Source organism: Pseudomonas arsenicoxydans, assembly GCF_900103875.1.
GTDB classification, from domain to species: Bacteria; Pseudomonadota; Gammaproteobacteria; order Pseudomonadales; family Pseudomonadaceae; genus Aquipseudomonas; species Aquipseudomonas arsenicoxydans.
This window is the reverse complement of sequence record NZ_LT629705.1, coordinates 3798565-3815692: the sequence shown is the minus strand read 5'-3', so window position 1 is coordinate 3815692 and position 17128 is coordinate 3798565. Positions and strand designations below refer to the sequence as shown.

Annotated in this window: 18 protein-coding genes and 1 pseudogene; 11 read left to right on the top strand and 8 right to left on the bottom strand. The window is 59.8% G+C overall.

Features of this window, described 5'->3' with window-relative positions; genetic code table 11:
• Positions 1-48: 48 nt before the first annotated feature.
• Positions 49-879: an AraC family transcriptional regulator gene (locus tag BLQ41_RS17885; protein WP_090182890.1), complete on the bottom strand. Its 831-nt coding sequence runs from the start codon at positions 877-879 to the stop codon at positions 49-51.
• A 134-nt stretch (positions 880-1013) separates the two neighbouring features.
• Here BLQ41_RS17885 and BLQ41_RS17880 point away from each other — a divergent pair, with 134 nt between their 5' ends.
• The 7 genes and pseudogenes from BLQ41_RS17880 (at position 1014) to BLQ41_RS17850 (ending at position 4648) form a co-directional block, all read left to right on the top strand.
• A complete protein-coding gene (locus BLQ41_RS17880; RefSeq protein ID WP_090182888.1) occupies positions 1014-1532 on the top strand; it encodes a carboxymuconolactone decarboxylase family protein in 519 nt (172 codons plus the stop codon).
• A gap of 30 nt (positions 1533-1562) precedes the next feature.
• Complete coding sequence (grxC, locus tag BLQ41_RS17875) at positions 1563-1814, top strand: glutaredoxin 3 (RefSeq protein ID WP_090182886.1); 252 nt, start codon at positions 1563-1565, stop codon at positions 1812-1814.
• 98 nt (positions 1815-1912) lie between these two features.
• Positions 1913-2047 (top strand): annotated as a pseudogene (locus BLQ41_RS17870) (nuclear transport factor 2 family protein); the annotation flags it as partial.
• A gap of 444 nt (positions 2048-2491) precedes the next feature.
• Positions 2492-2893: a hypothetical protein gene (locus tag BLQ41_RS17865; protein ID WP_090182885.1), complete on the top strand. Its 402-nt coding sequence runs from the start codon at positions 2492-2494 to the stop codon at positions 2891-2893.
• A gap of 10 nt (positions 2894-2903) precedes the next feature.
• On the top strand, positions 2904-3443 hold the full coding sequence (locus BLQ41_RS17860; protein ID WP_090182883.1) for an HD domain-containing protein: 540 nt from the start codon (positions 2904-2906) through the stop codon (positions 3441-3443).
• A gap of 193 nt (positions 3444-3636) precedes the next feature.
• The gene (locus tag BLQ41_RS17855) at positions 3637-3915 is read left to right on the top strand and encodes a DUF3303 domain-containing protein (RefSeq protein ID WP_090182882.1); all 279 of its coding nucleotides are present in this window, start codon (positions 3637-3639) and stop codon (positions 3913-3915) included.
• A 277-nt stretch (positions 3916-4192) separates the two neighbouring features.
• Positions 4193-4648, top strand: coding sequence for an outer membrane lipoprotein (locus BLQ41_RS17850; protein ID WP_090182880.1), 456 nt, complete (start codon positions 4193-4195; stop codon positions 4646-4648).
• 49 nt (positions 4649-4697) lie between these two features.
• On the opposite strand, the gene BLQ41_RS17845 is transcribed toward BLQ41_RS17850, so the two are convergent.
• Complete coding sequence (locus tag BLQ41_RS17845) at positions 4698-5513, bottom strand: hypothetical protein (protein ID WP_090182879.1); 816 nt, start codon at positions 5511-5513, stop codon at positions 4698-4700.
• Between the two features lie 16 nt (positions 5514-5529).
• On the bottom strand, positions 5530-6348 hold the full coding sequence (locus tag BLQ41_RS17840; protein ID WP_090182877.1) for a DUF2092 domain-containing protein: 819 nt from the start codon (positions 6346-6348) through the stop codon (positions 5530-5532).
• 349 nt (positions 6349-6697) lie between these two features.
• Between BLQ41_RS17840 and BLQ41_RS17835 the strand changes: the two genes are divergently transcribed.
• Both BLQ41_RS17835 and BLQ41_RS17830 read left to right on the top strand, forming a co-directional pair.
• Positions 6698-8311 carry an arylsulfatase gene (locus BLQ41_RS17835; RefSeq protein ID WP_090182876.1) on the top strand — a complete coding sequence of 538 codons (1614 nt, stop codon included), beginning with the start codon at positions 6698-6700 and terminating at the stop codon, positions 8309-8311.
• Between the two features lie 117 nt (positions 8312-8428).
• A complete protein-coding gene (locus BLQ41_RS17830; protein ID WP_090182874.1) occupies positions 8429-9094 on the top strand; it encodes a DUF3313 domain-containing protein in 666 nt (221 codons plus the stop codon).
• On the opposite strand, the gene ligD is transcribed toward BLQ41_RS17830, so the two are convergent.
• The 3 genes from ligD to BLQ41_RS17815 are packed head-to-tail and all read right to left on the bottom strand — an operon-like array spanning position 9095 to position 14059.
• Positions 9095-11674 (bottom strand): DNA ligase D, encoded by a 2580-nt coding sequence (gene ligD, locus BLQ41_RS17825; RefSeq protein WP_090182873.1) that lies wholly within the window; start codon positions 11672-11674, stop codon positions 9095-9097.
• Positions 11671-12663, bottom strand: a complete 993-nt coding sequence (locus BLQ41_RS17820) for a methyltransferase (RefSeq protein ID WP_090182871.1) — start codon at positions 12661-12663, stop codon at positions 11671-11673. Before BLQ41_RS17820 ends, ligD begins: the two co-directional genes overlap by 4 nt.
• Before the next feature lie 10 nt (positions 12664-12673).
• Complete coding sequence (locus tag BLQ41_RS17815) at positions 12674-14059, bottom strand: iron-containing redox enzyme family protein (RefSeq protein WP_090182869.1); 1386 nt, start codon at positions 14057-14059, stop codon at positions 12674-12676.
• 194 nt (positions 14060-14253) lie between these two features.
• Between BLQ41_RS17815 and BLQ41_RS17810 the strand changes: the two genes are divergently transcribed.
• The gene (locus tag BLQ41_RS17810) at positions 14254-14691 is read left to right on the top strand and encodes a cupin domain-containing protein (protein WP_090182868.1); all 438 of its coding nucleotides are present in this window, start codon (positions 14254-14256) and stop codon (positions 14689-14691) included.
• Between the two features lie 130 nt (positions 14692-14821).
• Here the strand turns inward: BLQ41_RS17810 and BLQ41_RS17805 are convergent, their stop codons facing one another.
• Positions 14822-15265, bottom strand: a complete 444-nt coding sequence (locus BLQ41_RS17805; RefSeq protein ID WP_090182866.1) for a hypothetical protein — start codon at positions 15263-15265, stop codon at positions 14822-14824.
• Between the two features lie 114 nt (positions 15266-15379).
• A complete protein-coding gene (locus tag BLQ41_RS17800) occupies positions 15380-16105 on the bottom strand; it encodes a tellurite resistance TerB family protein (RefSeq protein WP_090182865.1) in 726 nt (241 codons plus the stop codon).
• A 298-nt stretch (positions 16106-16403) separates the two neighbouring features.
• Between BLQ41_RS17800 and pcsA the strand changes: the two genes are divergently transcribed.
• On the top strand, positions 16404-17126 hold the full coding sequence (pcsA, locus tag BLQ41_RS17795) for a phosphatidylcholine synthase (RefSeq protein ID WP_090188645.1): 723 nt from the start codon (positions 16404-16406) through the stop codon (positions 17124-17126).
• The last annotated feature ends 2 nt before the right edge of the window (positions 17127-17128 follow it).

Genomic DNA, 17128 nt, shown 5'->3' with positions numbered 1-17128 from the left:
CACGATCCCCCAACAGCCCGCCGGATTGAGATCCTTGTGGCGCGAGGGTCACCGTGGACGTTTACCTTCCTGCACCCACTCGCGCGGACTGACACCGGTTTTACGCCGAAAGGCCCGGGCCAGCGCCGAAGGGCTTTCATAGCCGACTTCATCGGCGATCAGCGCGATGGACTTGCCTTCACGCAAGCGTTTCTGCGCCAGGCTGATACGCCAGCTCACCAGATAATCGACCGGCGTCTGCCCCACCACCAGGCGAAAATGTTCGGCAAAACTAGCCCGGGACATGTTCGCCGCCGCCGACAATTCGGCCACGGTCCAGGCCTTGGCCGGCGCGTCGTGCATCAGGCTCATGGGGCGCGCCAGACGTGGATCGGCGAGACCGGCCATCATCCCGGGGCTTTGCTCGCGGTTGCTCAGAATGTGTCGCAGCAGCTGAATGACCAGCAGTTCGAACAACCGGTCCATCATCGCTTCGCGACCGCAGGTGCCGCCAAAGGCTTCGTTGAACAGCCAGTCCAGCGTTCCAGCCAGGGTCGGCACGCTGTCGAGGCCCAGCACCAGGTAATCCGGTAGCGCGGCCGCCAGGGCATTGCCCGCCCCGCCGTCGAAGGCCAGGGACGCGCACACCACTTGCGTGCCCGATGCTTCGTGGGCGAACAAGCGATGGCGGTATGGGCGAGGGAAAAAAATCAAGGTCGGCTGGTCGAGCCGAACCTCGCGATCATCAGCCAGCCTGAGCGTCAGTTCCCCCGCTTGAAGCAGATGCAGGTGGCCGGTGGCCTGTTCGCCGTCAAACGCAGTGGCTCCGCAAAAATGCCCGCTGTGGAAGGTTCCGGCACTGACGCCGAAATGCGTAAGCAAGGTGGATAAGCGATCCATGGAACAGCTCCCGGCGACTTATTTGGACGATCTGTCGCATATCCTCGACGATTTGCACCCTAAAAGCCAGTCTCGCCCCTTAGCATGGAGCCCGTACCCAGCGCACAACGCGCTTGAATCTACGGAGTATCACCATGAGCCGCATCACTGCCCTGAACCTCGAAAACGCCACTGAAGCCACTCGCCCGCTGCTGGAGGGTGTGCAAAAGAAAATCGGCTTTTTGCCCAATGTCTTCAAGACACTGGCCCATGCACCCGCCGTGCTGTCGGCCTATCTGCAACAGTCGGTGGCGCTGGGCAAGACGTCCCTGAGTGCGACTGAAAAGGAAGCGGTGTTTCTCGCCACCTCGCAGGCCAACGGCTGCGATTACTGCCTGGCGGCGCACACGCTGTTCGCCGGCAAGGCCGGGCTGTCCGCGCAGGACATCCTCAGTGCCCGACAAGGTCAACTCAATGCCTTTGCCGCACTGGCCCGACAAATCACCGAAAGCCGTGGCCACTTGAGCAACGAGCAGATTGAAGCGGCGCGCGCCGCCGGCATCGACGACGCCAGGATCATTGAGGTGGTCGCCCACGTCGCCTCGCAGACCCTGACCAACTACTTGAACAACCTGGCCCTGACCGACATCGATTTCCCTGCCATCGACGCCTGATCGCCGCTTTCAACCTGAGGAGACCACACCATGAACACTGTGACGCTTTACACCACCGACACCTGCCCCTATTGCCGCAACGCCAAGGCGCTGCTGGCGAACAAAGGCATCGCCACCGAAGAGATCAACGTTCAATCGGACCCTGGCAAATTCAAGGAAATGCTCGAGCGCAGCGGTCGACGTAGCGTGCCGCAGATTTTCATCGGCGACACCCATGTCGGTGGTTTCGACGACCTGGCCAAACTGGACCGGCAAGGAATCTTGCTGTCGATGCTGGCCTGAAACCCAAATGCAAACGCCCTTGCGTCTCGGCACGACCTTCATCACGGATGAACGTCGTGCCGAGTCGTTTTGCCACTACTTCAATAAAACTCTGCCAGGTGGTGCGCCCCCATTTCTCGGCCCAGGCGATCAAGGGCACCGAGCTGGTCCCGACCGAAATCGAAAACTTTCAGATCTGGCAGAAAAAGAACGGCCATTGGTTGCTGGTAGGCCGACAAGCCTTCCGTATCTGAATAAACAAATCCCGCCCCAGAACTAATGCTGTTCACTTAAGAAAGCGTTGCCGTTGATCGTTCCCATGCTCCGCGTGGGAATGCCGCCAGGGACGCTCTGCGTTCCGCTGTCGACATCAGGCTCGAGTCTTGCGCAAGGGTGACGCGGAGCGTCACGGGATGCATTCCCACGCAGAGCGTGGGAACGATCTGAACCAGGTCTGCTAACAATCAGTAGCCGTTCTGTTTTAGGTGGGAGCGAGCCTGCTCGCGATGCCGTTGATCTTGCTGTTGATCGTTCCCACGCTCCGCGTGGGAATGCCGCCGGGGACGCTATGCGTTCCGCTGTCGACACCAGGCTCGAGTCTTGCGCAAGGTGACGCGGAGCGTGGGACGATCACGATAGTTCCGACTGACGATTGACCTATGGGCAAACGGGTTGGGTGGGCTCTATGATTAGAGCCCATGACGACCTCTGTTCCGATCCGCTCCCCCTGCCCGCCCGGCGCCTGCATTTGCGGGCGAGACCCGTTGCTGGAAACACCGGGCGCGGACGTGCGCATCCTGTTTCTGACGCGCCAGGAAGAAAAGCGCCTGCTTGATCGACTGGAGAACCTGCAAAGCCTGGCCGAACTCGAGCGCTTGCAACATCGCATGTACGAACAACTGGGGATTCGCGTGGACATCGTCCCCAGCTTCAACGAAGTCCGCACCATGCGCGGCATCGGCATCACCCTCGGCGAATTACCAGGCCTGTGCCGCAAGACCCGTCAGTCGATCCCGGCCGCCATTCGCCGCAGCCTGGAAAAGCGCCCGGAAATTGCCTTCGAGATCCTCAACGCCAACGACCTGTTGCGCGATGCGTGAGGTCTGCCCCATGAATCTCATCCTCGAATTCCCCGTCACCGACGAAATACTCACGTCCTACACGCTGGCGATCGGTGCTGACCTGCCGGGCTATCGCAATCACATCTACCGCGTGCTGAACTTCTATCGCGCAATCTGCGGCATTGAAGGCCTGCCGTCCGAGGCTGTGCAGATTGCGGGGGCGTTTCACGACCTGGGGATCTGGACCGATCAAACCATCGATTACCTGGAACCGTCGGTTCGCCAGGCCACTGACTATCTCGACAAACAACACCTGTCGCACTTGGGCAGCGAAGTGGCGGCACTGATCCTCGAACACCACAAAATACGCCCCTACGCCGCCGAGCATGCCCTCAGCGTCGAGCCTTTCCGGCGCGCTGATGTGATTGATGTGTCCCTGGGCCTGCTGACGTTCGGGCTGCCACGGGCCTGGATCAAAACGGTGAAGTCGACGTTTCCTAATCATGGCTTTCACGGGATGCTGCTCAGGCAAACCGCGCGGCAATTTCTTCGTTCCCCGCTCAAGCCACTGCCGATGTTTCGCTGGTGAAACAGACGCCGGCCACGGCGTTGCTCAATTGTTGAAAATGCCCTTAAAGAGGATCAGCGGTCGTACACGCACCGCTGCGCACTGCTATGCCTTCACAGGGGACATGAAGCTGCAAACAGGCGCGCCATCGTGGTCCCGGCGCCAGCCAGGTGGCGTACTCCAACAGGTGCCAATCCGTAGCAGGAGGTGGCAAATGTTATTCATCGTCAGTTGGTCCATCAGTCCGGAAAATCGCAACACGGCCATCCAGCGTTTCCTCAAGACCGGAGGCGCTCCACCTGAGGGCGTGAAGATGCACGGACGCTGGCACGCGGTCGGTGGTTCAAGCGGTTGTGGCATAGCCGAGGCGAGTGATCTGGTACAGGTTCAGAAATGGGTGCTGGAGTGGAATGACATCATGAAGATGGAGGTTCAGGCGGCGTTGACCGATGCGCAGATGGCGCCGCTGTTGCAAGCCGCCGCCGGCAAGTAGCGCCCCCATGTCATGACCAAACCGTGTAGGAGCTGTCGAGTGAAACGAGGCTGCGATCTTTTGATCCTGTTTTGGCAATTTCAAAAATGCCGAAGATCAAAAGATCGCAGCCTCGTTTCACTCGACAGCTCCTACACGGCTCCTACATTACCGTGTGGGGTTATCGCACTTTACGCAACAGGAAGTGCGACAGCGCCTGGAAAATGTTGTGCTAGGCTTTTTTCTCACGTAACGCGATGCGTTTGAATCGACCATTCCCTGGCAGACGGAGTCCGCAATGAAAACGACTGTTTCCTGGCTAACGATCGCACTGGCCAGTCTGCTGATCAGTGCCTGTGCCGCCGTAGGTTCCAGCAACGGAGGTGCCGGCGAGACCGAGATCCGCTCTGGCAAGATCGAACAGATCACGCCCACACAGATGCAGACCAATCACGACAGCGGCGTCGGGGCCATTCTTGGCGGGCTCGCCGGCGTCGGGATCGGCAGCCTGATAGGCAGCGGCACCGGCCGCGATGTCGCCATGGTAGCCGGGGCTCTCGCCGGTGCGGCGGGCGGCAACTACGCGGAGAAAAAGCGTTATGACCAACCCAAGGACGCGCAGCAGATCATCGTTCGGGTTAGAAGCGGCGTGCTGGTATCGGTCACTCAGCCAGTCAACCCTGTGCTGAGCAAAGGCATGAACGTCTACATCGAAGGCAACGGGAACGATGCCCGGGTTGTTCCCCAAAGCTAAAAGCGCCAACAGCACAATCGGTGAGCCGGCCTGTATGGCGGCGCCTTGATTACGGCGTCGGCACGACGGTGTAGAACACGCCGTTGGCGCCGTACGCAGGTCGCACCCACGAATTGCCGCACTGATAAAAAGTCCCCGCTGCAACTGTCCTCAGCTCACATCCGGAGGGAAGGCTCGCGAAGGTTGCGCCCATGGGCATGGTCGGCGGTGCAGAAGCCACCATCCCGGCGTTATAGCCTGCCCCGTAGGCATTGTTGTTGGCAGCCCCATTGTCCACCGTGGCTACGGCAGCACCGGCCACCACCCCTGCCGCTGCCGCCGCGGCGGGATTCACGCCCTCGTTGTATCCACAGTTGTAGCAACCGCTGCTGGCATAGACAGCGGTTGGTGGATGGTAGTAACTGGTGCCGTAGGTTGCCGGATGGTAGGCCGTCGTACCATATCCGTCGGCATGGTAGCCGCTGGCGGTGGCGCCATTTTCACCTTGGGCGTGCCACGCGCCCTCGCCGCCGGACGCCGTTCCACCTTCGGCTCCGGTGCCATGCCACGAACCCTCGCCACCGGAGGCAGTGCCGCCCCTTTCGTCTGTGCCGCTCCAACTGCCGCCGCCACCCGAGGCCGAGCCGCCACGATAGCCTGACCCGCTCCAGCTCCCTTCGCCGCCGGATGCCGAGCCGCCTCGATTGCTTTCTCCACTCCAGCTGCCTCCGCCACCCGAAGCCGAGCCGTATTCACCGGAGTGACTCCAGGAACCACCACCGCCGGATGATCGACCGAAACTGGACGCGTGCGACCAGGCCAGCGCCTGGTTGCAACTGAGCAGCGCGGCGAGCAGGCCAGCGTATTTCAACGTAGATATGTTCATGGTGCAGCCTCCTCGCTCAGGGGTTCGCGACCGGTGCCTTGACCCCTGCCGGGGCACGCAAGTCGGGCGGCGGAGCAAACTCGATCCTGTGTGCATTCTCGATATGTTCGGGTTTGAAGAAGTCCGCAGTGAGCGCCGATTCGAGCTTCCAGTCACTGAACGCGACCTGGTGCCGGGATTGGGTCGGGTCGTCACGGAACACGGCACGCAGCATGCGCGGCAGCTTGTCTTGCGCACCGATCCAGGCTTGTACAAACACCACGTCATTGGCGTAGGCAATCACATCTGTCGTGGTGTCGCCGACCACCGTGGACTGACCGATGTAAAACGCCAGGCGCATGTCTCTTTCCAGATCCTTGTAGGGATCGGCAACGATGACGTCGGTAAAGGGAAAGTAGATGGCCGCGCGCTGGTAGGCCGCCTCAAGGGTCGCATCAATGGTGGGAGGTGCCTCTGCTTGCGCCAGCAGGTTTGCCTTCGGCTCATAGGCGTAGGCTTGCTTGCCGTCGTAATAGAACTCGGTCGCCGCACCGTCGCCCGAGGTCAATACGCGCAAATGATCGGGCCGCTGCATATTGACGAGTGCCACGGTGTTATAGGCCAGGGGTGGCCCCAGCCGGCTGGGCTTCTCGTAAGTGGTAATGGCTTTGAAGCTCATGCCCTGGGTGCTCGCCAGCCTGGCACTCATGGACTTCAAGATCTCCAGCGCCTTGGGCTCCAGTTGGTTCACTTGAGCATCCATGGCAGGAGGTTGGGCCGCGAGCAAGGGAGCTGCAAACACGCACATGACCAACCCGGAAACGAACAACCGGACACGCTGTAGACGGTGTGACATCGCTTGTTCTCCGCAGAGACCTGTCAGGTTTTAAAGCGTAGCAATGGAAATAGCGCCACAACGGATTAATTTTCGGCGACTCGCTGACGCCTGCGCTGTAATACCCGGTTTGGTGCCTTCGCTATTAAATCAGTCAGTAAAAACTTAGGGGCAAAGTCTGCCTGATTCAGATGTCGTCACCCTGCAAGTTGCGACTCCGCTGTAAACCCCGTGAAACACGGTAGTACCACCGTTAATTATTACTGGAAATTTCACAGTTCAAACCTACTCTCTTGCGGGGGATACATATTTAAATATAGGTCGGGGGGGGCCTGTTAAAGGTACTAACGCTAGTACACAGGAGCTTCACATGAGCCAGACAAAACTATCCAGATTGTTCGCGGTGTCGATGCTGTTGTCTGCAATGGTTCTACCTCTCACCACGCAAGCCGCCGACAAAGCGCCGAACATCGTGGTGATCATGGGCGACGATATTGGCTGGTCCAATATCGGCGTCTACAACCAAGGCATGATGGCCGGCCGCACTCCCAACCTCGACCAACTGGCCGCTGAAGGCATGCGCTTCACCGACTATTATGCCGAGGCCAGCTGCACGGCCGGACGCGCCAATTTCATTACCGGTGAACTGCCGATCCGCACGGGCATGACCACGGTCGGCCAAGCCGGCTCTCCTATCGGTATTCCCGCCGAAGCGGTCACCATCGCTACCACGCTCAAATCCATGGGTTACGCCACGGGCCAGTTCGGCAAAAACCACTTGGGCGATTTGAACGAGTTTCTGCCGACCGTACACGGCTTCGACGAATTCTTCGGCTACCTCTATCACCTCGACGCCATGGAAGACCCGGCGCACCCCAACTATCCGCAAGAGCTTTTGGCCACCGTCGGGCCGCGCAACATGGTTCACAGCTGGGCCACCGCCACCGATGACACAACGGTGATGCCACGCTGGGGCAAGGTCGGCAAACAGAAGATTGAAGACGCCGGCACGCTGTATCCTGATCGGATGAAAACGGTGGACGACGAGATCCGGGACAAGGCGTTCAGCTTTATCGACAAGGCCAAGACCGACAACAAACCGTTCTTCGTCTGGCTCAACCCGACCCGCATGCACATCGTCACGCACTTGTCTGACAAATACGAAGCGATGCGCAATGCACAAAATGGCTGGACAGAGCAGGAAGCCGGCATGGCGCAACTCGACGACATCGTCGGCGACGTCATGGCCAAGCTGAAAAAAGACGGTATGGATGACAACACCATCGTGATTTTCACCACCGACAACGGCGCAGAAAACTTCACCTGGCCGGACGGCGGCACCACGCCATTTGCCATGGGCAAAGGTACGGTGATGGAAGGTGGCTTCCGCGTACCTGCGATCATTCGCTGGCCGGGCAAAGTACCGACAAACACTGTGGCCAACGGCATCATGTCGGGCATGGACTGGTTCCCGACCCTGGTCGCGGCGGCGGGCAATCCCAACATCACCGACGAACTGCTCAAGGGCAAACAACTGGGCGATAAAACCTACAAGGTGCACCTGGACGGCTACGACCAGACACCGATGATCACCGGGAAAGGCCCGTCGAACCGGCATGAAATCTTCTACTTTGGTGAAAGCGCGCTGGGTGCCGTCCGCATCGATGACTACAAGTACCGCTTCATCGATCAACCCGGCGGCTGGATGGGCGCCAAAGTGGCGATCGATGTACCGATCCTGACCAACCTTCGTCTTGACCCGTTCGAGCGCATGGGTTGGCCGGAAAACCAGGCTGCCCAAGGTTCGCAGCAGTATTTCGACTGGTTCAAGTTTCAGTTCTGGCGTTTTGTATTCGTCCAGCAACAGGTGACCAAACTGGCTGAAACCGCGATTGAGTTCCCGCCAATGCAAAAAGGCGCGAGTTTCAACCTCGATTCAGTCAAAGCCAAGATCGCAGCGGCGCGAGCCGAGATGGCCAAGTAAAACGCCGGATCTACGGGTGGTCGACGCTGACCACCCGTTTTGGCAGTGAATATTCACAATAGCCACCTATGCTCAAACATGAGTAAACACGATGCAAACCATGGAGCACACACCACTATGAACCTGTCCCGAAATTTGTTCATCGGCGCTGCACTGGCCAGCCTGCTGCTCGGCGGGTGTACGTCAAAAGTCACTGAGAAAGACCAGTACTCAGGCTACCTGTCCAACTACAACAACCTGCAGGAAGTCACCACCACCAGCGGTGAGAAGGCGATGCGCTGGGTGAGTCCGTCGTGGAACCCCAATGCCTACGACACCGTAGCGTTCAACAAGCTGGAACTGTACCCGGCGCCAAAGCCCAACGAACGGGTCAATCGGCAAACCCTGGATGACATCCAGAACTACATGACCACCAAGACCAGATCCATTCTCGGTCAGAGATATCGCGTGGTTACCAGCGCACAACCAGGCTCGAAAACCCTGATCATGCGCGCGGCAATCACCGGGGTAACCGCCGAGAATGAAGGCATGAAGTGGTATGAAGTGGTTCCGGTCGCTGCGGTGGTGGGCGGTGTTTCTGCTGCCAGTGGTCATCGGGATCAGGACACCACGCTGTTCATCGAAGCCGAGTTCATCGACGCCAAAACCAATCAGACCGTGGCCAAGGTAGTACGCAAAGTCTTCGGCAGCACTCTGGAAAACGCCAGCCAGAAGATCACCGCCAAGGACTTCAAGGCGGCCATCGACAAACTGGGTACCGATTTGCAGGCGTTCATCCGTTAATCATTTCTTCATCCCGACCCGCCGACGCATGTCGGCGGTGATGGATTGCCGGGTTTTCTTCAGATCGGCCCACGGCTCATCGCCGACTTCAGCCAGGCGTTCATGGGCGTTGTGGATGTTCCACTGATTGCCGCCCTTGAGTTCGCCTACCTCTTCACGAAAGATCGGCATCGACACCGGCATCCCTTCGCGGGTGCGCGCCGCGTACGCGCAAATGGTCGTCGCGCCGAGCCCGTTACGCAGGTAATCGATGAAGATCCGCCCTACCCGGTTCTTCGGTCCCGACACCGCGGAAAAACGTTCCGGCAACAGCTTGGCCATATGACTGACGATGGCGTGGCTGAAGTCCTTCACCTCGTCCCAACCCAGCTTGCGAGTCAGTGGCACCACCAGGTGAATGCCTTTGCCGCCGCTGGTCTTGAGAAAGGCCTTGAGCCCCAATTCATCGAGGACCGAAAGAGTCAGTTGAGTCGCCTCGACCATGCTTTTCCAGGGCAGCGCCGGGTCCGGGTCAAGGTCGAGAACGAAGCGATCAGGTTTATCGAGGTTGTCCGTGGTGGCGTTCCAGGTGTGAAGTTCGACGGTGCTCATCTGCACGGCGCCGATCAGGGCTTCGGCATTGTTGATGATCATCACCGGTTGGCCGGTGAGTTCCTTGTCCAGCGTGGTGATCCCCGGAATCGCGAGGCGCTCGGCGTTTTTCTGGAAGAACAGCTCGCCGGTGATGCCGTCCGGGGCCCGTACCAAAGCCACCGGGCGGTCCTTGAGTTCGGGCAGAATCCACTGCGCGACGCTGGCGTAATACTCGGCCAGTTGCACTTTGGTGGTGCCGCTGCTGGCATCGATCACCCGGTCCGGGTGCGTGATGCGAACCTTGCCCGCGCCCAGTCCAATCTGCGACGGCGCGGTCTGGGCGGTTTTCTTTTCAGCGGCGGCGGCCGGTTTCTTCGCTTGAGTCTTCACCACTTTCGCGCGCTCCTCGGTGATGTTTTTGGCCGGTTTGTCATCGCGCAGACCATGGAACACCGCATGGCGCACCGAACCGTCCTTGGTCATCTCGGCGAACGCGATTTCTGCCAGCAGCACAGGTTTGAGCCAGTGCACGCCCTTGGCGTCAAATCCGGTCGGCGGATTGACCACCGATGGCTTTTTTACCTGTAAGGGTTTGAGTTGTTCGTGGATGTTTTTCAGCGTGGTTTCGTTGAACCCGGTGCCGACCTTGCCGGCGTAGCGCAACTCGCCGCTGTCACGGTCGTGTAATCCGAGTAGCAAGGCGCCGAAGGCATTTCGCGAACCTTTGGGATCGGTATAGCCGACCACCACAAACTCCTGCCGATGTTTGCATTTGAGCTTGATCCAGTCGCTGCTGCGCCGGGACACATAGGGCGACCCCAGGCGCTTGCCGATCAGCCCCTCCATTTGCATCTGGCAGGCGCTATTGAGCAGCGCTTCCGGCTCTTCGCCGAACGCGTCGGAGAAGCGCAGCAACGGGTCCTTGTTGGAATTGAGCACCGTCGCCAGCGCCACCCTTCGCTCCTCGACCGGCACCTCGCGCAGATCGACGCCGTTGAGGTAAGGCATGTCGAACAGGTAGTAAACGATAGCGCCGCTGCGACCCGACTCGAAAGCATTTTGCAGCGCCTGGAAGTCCGGCACGCCCTGCTCGTTGGCGACCACCATTTCCCCGTCGAGCCACGCGGATTCAAGCCCCAGCGCCGCCAGCGCCTCGGCTTGCGCGGGCAGCTTGTGGGTCCAGTCGTGGCCATTGCGGGTGAAGAGTTTGACCTCGCCGTGGTCGATGCGCGCCATGATCCGGTAGCCGTCGAACTTGATCTCGTAACTCCACTGGCCGCCCGGAGCTTTCTCCACCAGTGTCGCCAGTTCCGGTTTGAGCAGGTCTGGCAGTTTGGCTTTGTGGGCCCCGGTGAGTTGCGCCGACGATTCTTTAGGCGCGACCTTGCGCGCGGGTTTCTTGACCGGTTTGGGTTTATCCGCCGCTTTTGACTTGCTGGGGATGATGGTCCGGTCGCTGAGCACGCTGTCCGGCTCGGCGGCCACCACGTCGTAATCGCTTTCGGGTTTTGCCGCGTTGTCCTGATGCTTGATCAGAAACCATTGTTCCTGCTTGCCCGGCATGTGCGTGCGCACCAGGTTCCATAACCCACCGAGCTTCTCGCCTTGCAGCTCGAATTTGAGCTTGCCCTTGGCGTATGCCTCGGCCGGATCACCCTGGGGAATCCAGACGCCACGGTCCCAGACGATGACGTCACCGGCGCCGTAATGCCCTTCGGGGATGCTGCCCTCGAACGTTGCGTAGTCAATCGGATGGTCTTCGACATGCACGGCCAGGCGCTTGACCTTGGGGTCCAGCGACGGGCCCTTGGGCACCGCCCAACTCTTCAGCGCGCCATCGAGTTCCAGGCGAAAGTCGTAATGCAGGCGCGAGGCGTCGTGCTTCTGGATACAGAACTGCAACGCATGATCCTTCCCCGCTTTTTTGCCCGAGCGTTTACCGGCGGCCGGTTCCGAGGTGGCCGAAAAGTCGCGCATGCGGTTGTAATCTTCCAGGTTTTTGCTCATGGCGCACCTGCTGCTTCAACGCTTCCCCCAATGCCGGGGCCACTGCGGGTGACGATCAGCGCGACCACCGCGATGCGTTCCACCCGTTGATAACCGGCCGTCAACAGCTCTTCGCCGAACACGTCGGGATCGAGTTCGCGGTAGGTCCAGGCAAACCGTGGCGATTTCAGGAACGGGGTCAGGGCTTGCAGAAACGGATCGCGCCCCTCGATCATCGCCACCCCGGTGTACAGCACCAGGGAACCGCCGGGGGCCAGTCGATTCAAGGCTTGCTCGACGATGCGCAGCGACAGTTGCGCGCCGAATGCGCCGCCGCCATGCCGATAAGCGCGTTCGGCGGGGTCGGCCATATAGGGTGGATTGGCGACGATCAGGTCGAATTGGCCGTCGACGTCCTGCAACACATCGCTGGTCTCGACGCTGACGTTGGCCACTTCGGCAAGGGCCGCATTGACCGCCGTCAGACGCAGCGCCGCCGGGTTGATGTCCACGGCCAATACTTCGGCTTCGCGGCGTGCGCGGGCAATCACAATGGCCCCGACACCGGCACCACATCCGATGTCCACCGCGCGCCGGATCGGCGCGAAATTCTGTTGCAGGTGGGCATGTATCAACTGCGCAAAGCGATAGGTGTCGGGGCCGAAGAACACCGCGTCAGCTGCGTCGGTGGGGAAACCCGAATGCACGAACAGCAGATCGTCGAGGCTCGACCAGCGCACCCGGCTTTTCAAACGGCAGTCGTGTTCTTCGAGCACGCCGGCCTGTTGCAATTGCCGTTGCTCATCCGCCGACAGCAGACCGGGTTCGAAGGCGCGCGACCAGCCGAACACGTCGCGCAGGGTCTGGGCATTCTGCCCTTCGGCACGCTGATTGACCCGCTGATGCGTCAGCGGTGTCGGGGTGATGAAACGGTAGCCGTCGGCTTGCAAACGCCGGCCCAATTGCAGCAGCGCCAGATCGGCCGTGTCCAAATGTTCTTCCTGATTCATGTGCAGCTCCTTAGCGAAGGCTGGATTTGAGTTCGATGAACCGCCGCGTCGCCATCAATCCTGCAGGATGAGAATGTCGGCGCGCCGACAGCCACGTAATCAACGCCTGCATCTGCTCGGCAGCATCAAGCCCCTCCAGCGATTCTTGCAGGCTCTGCACATCCGGATCATTAACCGGCACTGGCGCTTCGCTGACGACACTTTTGCCCGTTCGAACCGCAGCGCCTGAACGCTCGGGTGTCCAGTCGCCAGCGATCCAGTCATGCAGCAGCTGTTTTTCATAGGGGCTGAACACCCCGAACATCGCCGCGCCGTCACCGTCGATCAATTGCCAGAAACGACTGTCTTGCGGGTCCTGGTGACGCTTGATCCAGCCCTTGTTTTGCAGGGCGTCGAGGAAACCTGGCAATTGCTCCGGCGAGGACAACCATTGGTTGACGGTCTGGCCTTCAAACCGGCAGTAGTCGGAGTGCATGTGCTGGCCGAAGGGACGTTTGCGCTCAAGCATGTTGAGCAACTCGGCGTCGAGGTCGAACGATTCGATGATCGCGCGACTGCCCTGCCCCAGGTCGTTAAGCCGATAACCCAGCGCCACCCGGCGCAGAAAGTCTTCGCGATCGCCCTCCAGCGGCAACAGCTCCAGCACCGCTTGCACCGCCTTGTGCGCATGGCCGGTGCTGGCATTGTCGATGGTCACGTGCAACGTGAAGTAATACGGATCGATGCCCAACTCACTGAGTTCGTAGGCGCTGATCAGCAAATGCAGCGGCAGCTGTTCATAGCCCAGGTTGTAGCCGATCACCTCAGGTAAAAATTCCTCGCTGCATTCGCCCAACGCCAGTTGTATCGCGCCTTGCAGGTAGTGTTCGTCAGCGATCACGCCAGTGTCTTGCAAACCATGCTCGGCGAGCAGCTTGCGGTAAATCACCACGTGATTCTGCGCCGGATTGCCGTCGCCCAGTTCTTCCAGATAGGTGCAGATCAGCCCTTCGAAACGCGGGTCGCGCCAGTGACGCAACAGGCCGTAAAGCCAGGCACCGTCGACCAGTTTGGTCGGGGCCACCGCTTGCAGGAAAAACAGCGCGTGGGCCTTGTTACTGAAGAACTGCCGCGCTCCGCCGTCCTTGCGTTGTTGCAGGTAGTCGGCGTATTGGCGAGCGACGTCGGCACTGTGTCGCTCGACCCAGTCTTGCAGCGCCGACAGCTCGCGGGGCATTTCTTCGGGCAGGTCCGCAGCGTGTTGCAACTGCACCTGCAGGAAGGCCTGGGCGAGCGCGCGTTGTTGCTCGGTATCGTCGCTCAGCAACAACTGTTCGTAGGTCTGTTTCATGCTGCCGGCAATGGAAATCGCGTGTTCGTGGGCAGGCTGGGAGTCGAGTCGTGTCAGGGCAGTCATGGGCGCTTCTCTCGGTCTAAGGCCAGTGGCAGGACGCTGAATCAACACGTCTCTACATCAGCAGAGCAATCGGGCCGGAGAAAAATTCAATCGACGTTGAAATCCCGCTGACAAACGGGCTTGTGCCGAGGTGCCGGGGGCGCACGCCAGTGAATATACTCAGCGGGTGGGGACTCACCTTTCGGAGAGCAATCATGCGAACGGTTCACGTCATCGAAAAGGCGCCCGCCCCTGTCTCTGTCGTCGGAGAAGCCATCACCATTCTCGCGGGCGGGGACTTGAGCAAGCCTTTTGAAATGCATATCCAGGAAGGCGTGCAAGGCGGCGGTCCGCCGCTGCACTATCACCCTTGGGATGAAGCGTTCTACGTCGTCGACGGACAAGTGGAAGTGACGGTCGAGGGCAAGGCCACCACCATTTCGGCCGGTGGCTACGTGCATATTCCAGGTGGATCGATTCATGCTTACAAAAACATCAGCCCCACCGCAAGAATGATCGGCGTGGTGTCCGATCCGCGAGGCGGTCAGTTCTTTGCCGCGGTGGATCGGTTGAAGGTGCCGCAGGATCTGCCCCGGATACTGCAGATTGGCGAAGAATACGGCGTCATCTTCCTGCTGCCAAAACCCCTGTAGACCTGTGGGACTGTAGGAGCTGTCGAGTGAAACGAGGCTGCGATCTTTTGATCTTGCTTTTAAACATCAAAGTCAAAAGATCGCAGCCTCGTTTCTCTCGACAGCTCCTACAAGAACGTATCGACTTTACTCAGCTCAGGGCACCGCAGAAAATATTCTGGTGACCATCAGCCGGGCTCTCACGCACCACCAGCACATAGTCGCCGGCCCGAAGGGTATCGATGGCGACCGGTGCGCTTTTCCAGAAGTACTGGAGTGACGCCTGCGAGTAGAACCGGGAGTTCGGACCGTCGTTCAGGTCATACGCCGGTTTCTCACCCAGGTTCGAACAGCTTCCTTGATAGATGTAGGCCAACAAACGACCGGGTAAAGCGCTGCCCTTAGGTTCGCCACTGACGGCGAACCAGAATGCGGTCGCATTGCCGTCGGGCATCATGATGGGTCGGGCGATATTCCCGGCATTCACGGTTGTAGCGTGCAGGGGAACGGTGCTTATCTGGTTGTCCGGTACGGTTGAGCATCCAGAGATCCACCCGACTGCTACCACCAACGCCAGCGAAGATACGATTTTCATCGTGGTACTCCCGCTTGGTTAGGACACGTTGAAGTGATCCCCCCTGTAAATTCTAGCGTTCAGGGCAAAGCAGGCATTTCTTCGGATGGTCGGTCTTGTTTCGGGAACGACCGGTCAGGCCGCGCCGCCCTTGGCCTGTTGCTCCAGATGCACTTGCAGCTCGGGCTCAATCTTCAGCGCCGCCGCCAGCTCATCCAAGTAATTGCGCTCGGCATCCCGCTGATCGTCCACCAGCATCACGCTGGCCAGGTACATCTCCGCCGCCATGCCAGGATCAGTCGCCGATTGCGCCACATCCGCGGCATCCAGTGGCCGGGCCACTTCGTCATCCAGCCATTGCTGCAATTGCGGGTCATCGGTGTGACGGCCGATTTCGGTGCTGATCATCTGCTTCTCGGCGTCATCGATCCGACCGTCAGCCTTGGCCGCCGCGATCAACGCGCGCAGGATCGCGTGACTGTGGTCCTCAATTTCCGGGCCCGACAACAAATCGACCGTCCGTGGTGCCTGCTGCGGCGCTGCGGCCTGGTTGCGCTGCCACGCTTGATACGCCTGAAAAGCTATCATGCCCAGGGACGCCAGCGCCGCATAATTGGTGCCGCCACCGGATCGACGCTGGGTCGAGCCGCCCATCGGTGAGCCGCCGCCCAGCAAACCTCCGAGCAAACCACCCAGGCCACCACCGCCCATGCCTGATCCGGCCCCGCCGCCCAACAGGCCACCCAGCAATCCGCCGAGGCCGCCGAGCCCGCCTTGAGGCGCCGCGCCACCGCCGCCCTGTTGTGACATCGAGCCCTGGCCGGCCCGCAGTAGTTGTTCGAGCAGATCGCTGGTGTTCATGACGATGTCCTCTTTGATAGGCGTGAATCAGTCAGGCAACGATAGTCCTCGCCTGTGAATGCGCCACCACCGTTTGGCTGACGTGAAATCGGCAGAACAGGCGAATCAAATACACAGAAACCCGGTTCGTGAGTACCCTGGATTTATCCGGGGTATTTTTTTGCCATCCAGCTAAGATTCACAGACGGTGAACCTTATTCCCGGATTTCCGGTCGATACCTGCAACCGAACCGGTTTGCCGCCGCCCTCAATGATGAGGGTGATGACTGGCTTGCTTCACTTTTTGGAGAACGCCCCCGTGATATCCACCTTACACATCGCCAGGCTCAAAGCATGGGGCGCCCATGGTTTTACCGCCACCGGCGTAGTCACTGCCTTCCTCGCCACCCTCGCGCTGCTGGAAAACCAGGCGACCAACTGCCTGCTGTGGCTGGGCGTCGCCTTGATCGTCGACGGGCTGGACGGCGCGCTGGCGCGCAAGGTCAACGTGCAGTCGGTGCTGCCGAGTTTCGATGGCTCGATCCTCGATCTGGTCATCGACTACCTGACGTATGTGTTTATTCCCGCCCTGTTCATCTATCGCTACATCCCGTTGCCGGACTACACGCTGCTGCTGACCGTGTCGCTGATTCTGGTCTCGTCGCTGTTCTGCTTCTGCAACGTCAACATGAAAAGCAAGGACAACTACTTCCAGGGCTTCCCCGCCGCGTGGAACGTGGTCGCCCTGTGCCTGTACATCATCGCCCCGTCGCCGTGGATCACCTTCCTCACCGTCATCGGCCTGGCATTGTTGACCGCGACGCGCATGAAGTTCCTTCATCCGTTCCGCGTGCGCAAATTCATGCCGATCAACATCGCCGTCACCGCCATCTGGCTGCTTTGCAGCTTGTCGCTGGTGGTCAACCATCCGGTCATCAATCCGCTGGTGATGGGCCTTTGGTTGCTGATGTCGGCCTATTTCCTGGGCATCTGCATCTGGCGCACGGCGCTGGAGTGGTTTGACGGGTCACGAAACAAGTAACG

What these genes read in the sequence shown, in the direction of transcription:
- BLQ41_RS17885 (WP_090182890.1), bottom strand. Translation starts at nt 879, where the DNA reads ATGGATCGCTTATCCACCTTGCTTACGCATTTCGGCGTCAGTGCCGGA.
- BLQ41_RS17880 (WP_090182888.1), top strand. Translation starts at nt 1,014, where the DNA reads ATGAGCCGCATCACTGCCCTGAACCTCGAAAACGCCACTGAAGCCACT.
- grxC (WP_090182886.1), top strand. Translation starts at nt 1,563, where the DNA reads ATGAACACTGTGACGCTTTACACCACCGACACCTGCCCCTATTGCCGC.
- BLQ41_RS17865 (WP_090182885.1), top strand. Translation starts at nt 2,492, where the DNA reads ATGACGACCTCTGTTCCGATCCGCTCCCCCTGCCCGCCCGGCGCCTGC.
- BLQ41_RS17860 (WP_090182883.1), top strand. Translation starts at nt 2,904, where the DNA reads ATGAATCTCATCCTCGAATTCCCCGTCACCGACGAAATACTCACGTCC.
- BLQ41_RS17855 (WP_090182882.1), top strand. Translation starts at nt 3,637, where the DNA reads ATGTTATTCATCGTCAGTTGGTCCATCAGTCCGGAAAATCGCAACACG.
- BLQ41_RS17850 (WP_090182880.1), top strand. Translation starts at nt 4,193, where the DNA reads ATGAAAACGACTGTTTCCTGGCTAACGATCGCACTGGCCAGTCTGCTG.
- BLQ41_RS17845 (WP_090182879.1), bottom strand. Translation starts at nt 5,513, where the DNA reads ATGAACATATCTACGTTGAAATACGCTGGCCTGCTCGCCGCGCTGCTC.
- BLQ41_RS17840 (WP_090182877.1), bottom strand. Translation starts at nt 6,348, where the DNA reads ATGTCACACCGTCTACAGCGTGTCCGGTTGTTCGTTTCCGGGTTGGTC.
- BLQ41_RS17835 (WP_090182876.1), top strand. Translation starts at nt 6,698, where the DNA reads ATGAGCCAGACAAAACTATCCAGATTGTTCGCGGTGTCGATGCTGTTG.
- BLQ41_RS17830 (WP_090182874.1), top strand. Translation starts at nt 8,429, where the DNA reads ATGAACCTGTCCCGAAATTTGTTCATCGGCGCTGCACTGGCCAGCCTG.
- ligD (WP_090182873.1), bottom strand. Translation starts at nt 11,674, where the DNA reads ATGAGCAAAAACCTGGAAGATTACAACCGCATGCGCGACTTTTCGGCC.
- BLQ41_RS17820 (WP_090182871.1), bottom strand. Translation starts at nt 12,663, where the DNA reads ATGAATCAGGAAGAACATTTGGACACGGCCGATCTGGCGCTGCTGCAA.
- BLQ41_RS17815 (WP_090182869.1), bottom strand. Translation starts at nt 14,059, where the DNA reads ATGACTGCCCTGACACGACTCGACTCCCAGCCTGCCCACGAACACGCG.
- BLQ41_RS17810 (WP_090182868.1), top strand. Translation starts at nt 14,254, where the DNA reads ATGCGAACGGTTCACGTCATCGAAAAGGCGCCCGCCCCTGTCTCTGTC.
- BLQ41_RS17805 (WP_090182866.1), bottom strand. Translation starts at nt 15,265, where the DNA reads ATGAAAATCGTATCTTCGCTGGCGTTGGTGGTAGCAGTCGGGTGGATC.
- BLQ41_RS17800 (WP_090182865.1), bottom strand. Translation starts at nt 16,105, where the DNA reads ATGAACACCAGCGATCTGCTCGAACAACTACTGCGGGCCGGCCAGGGC.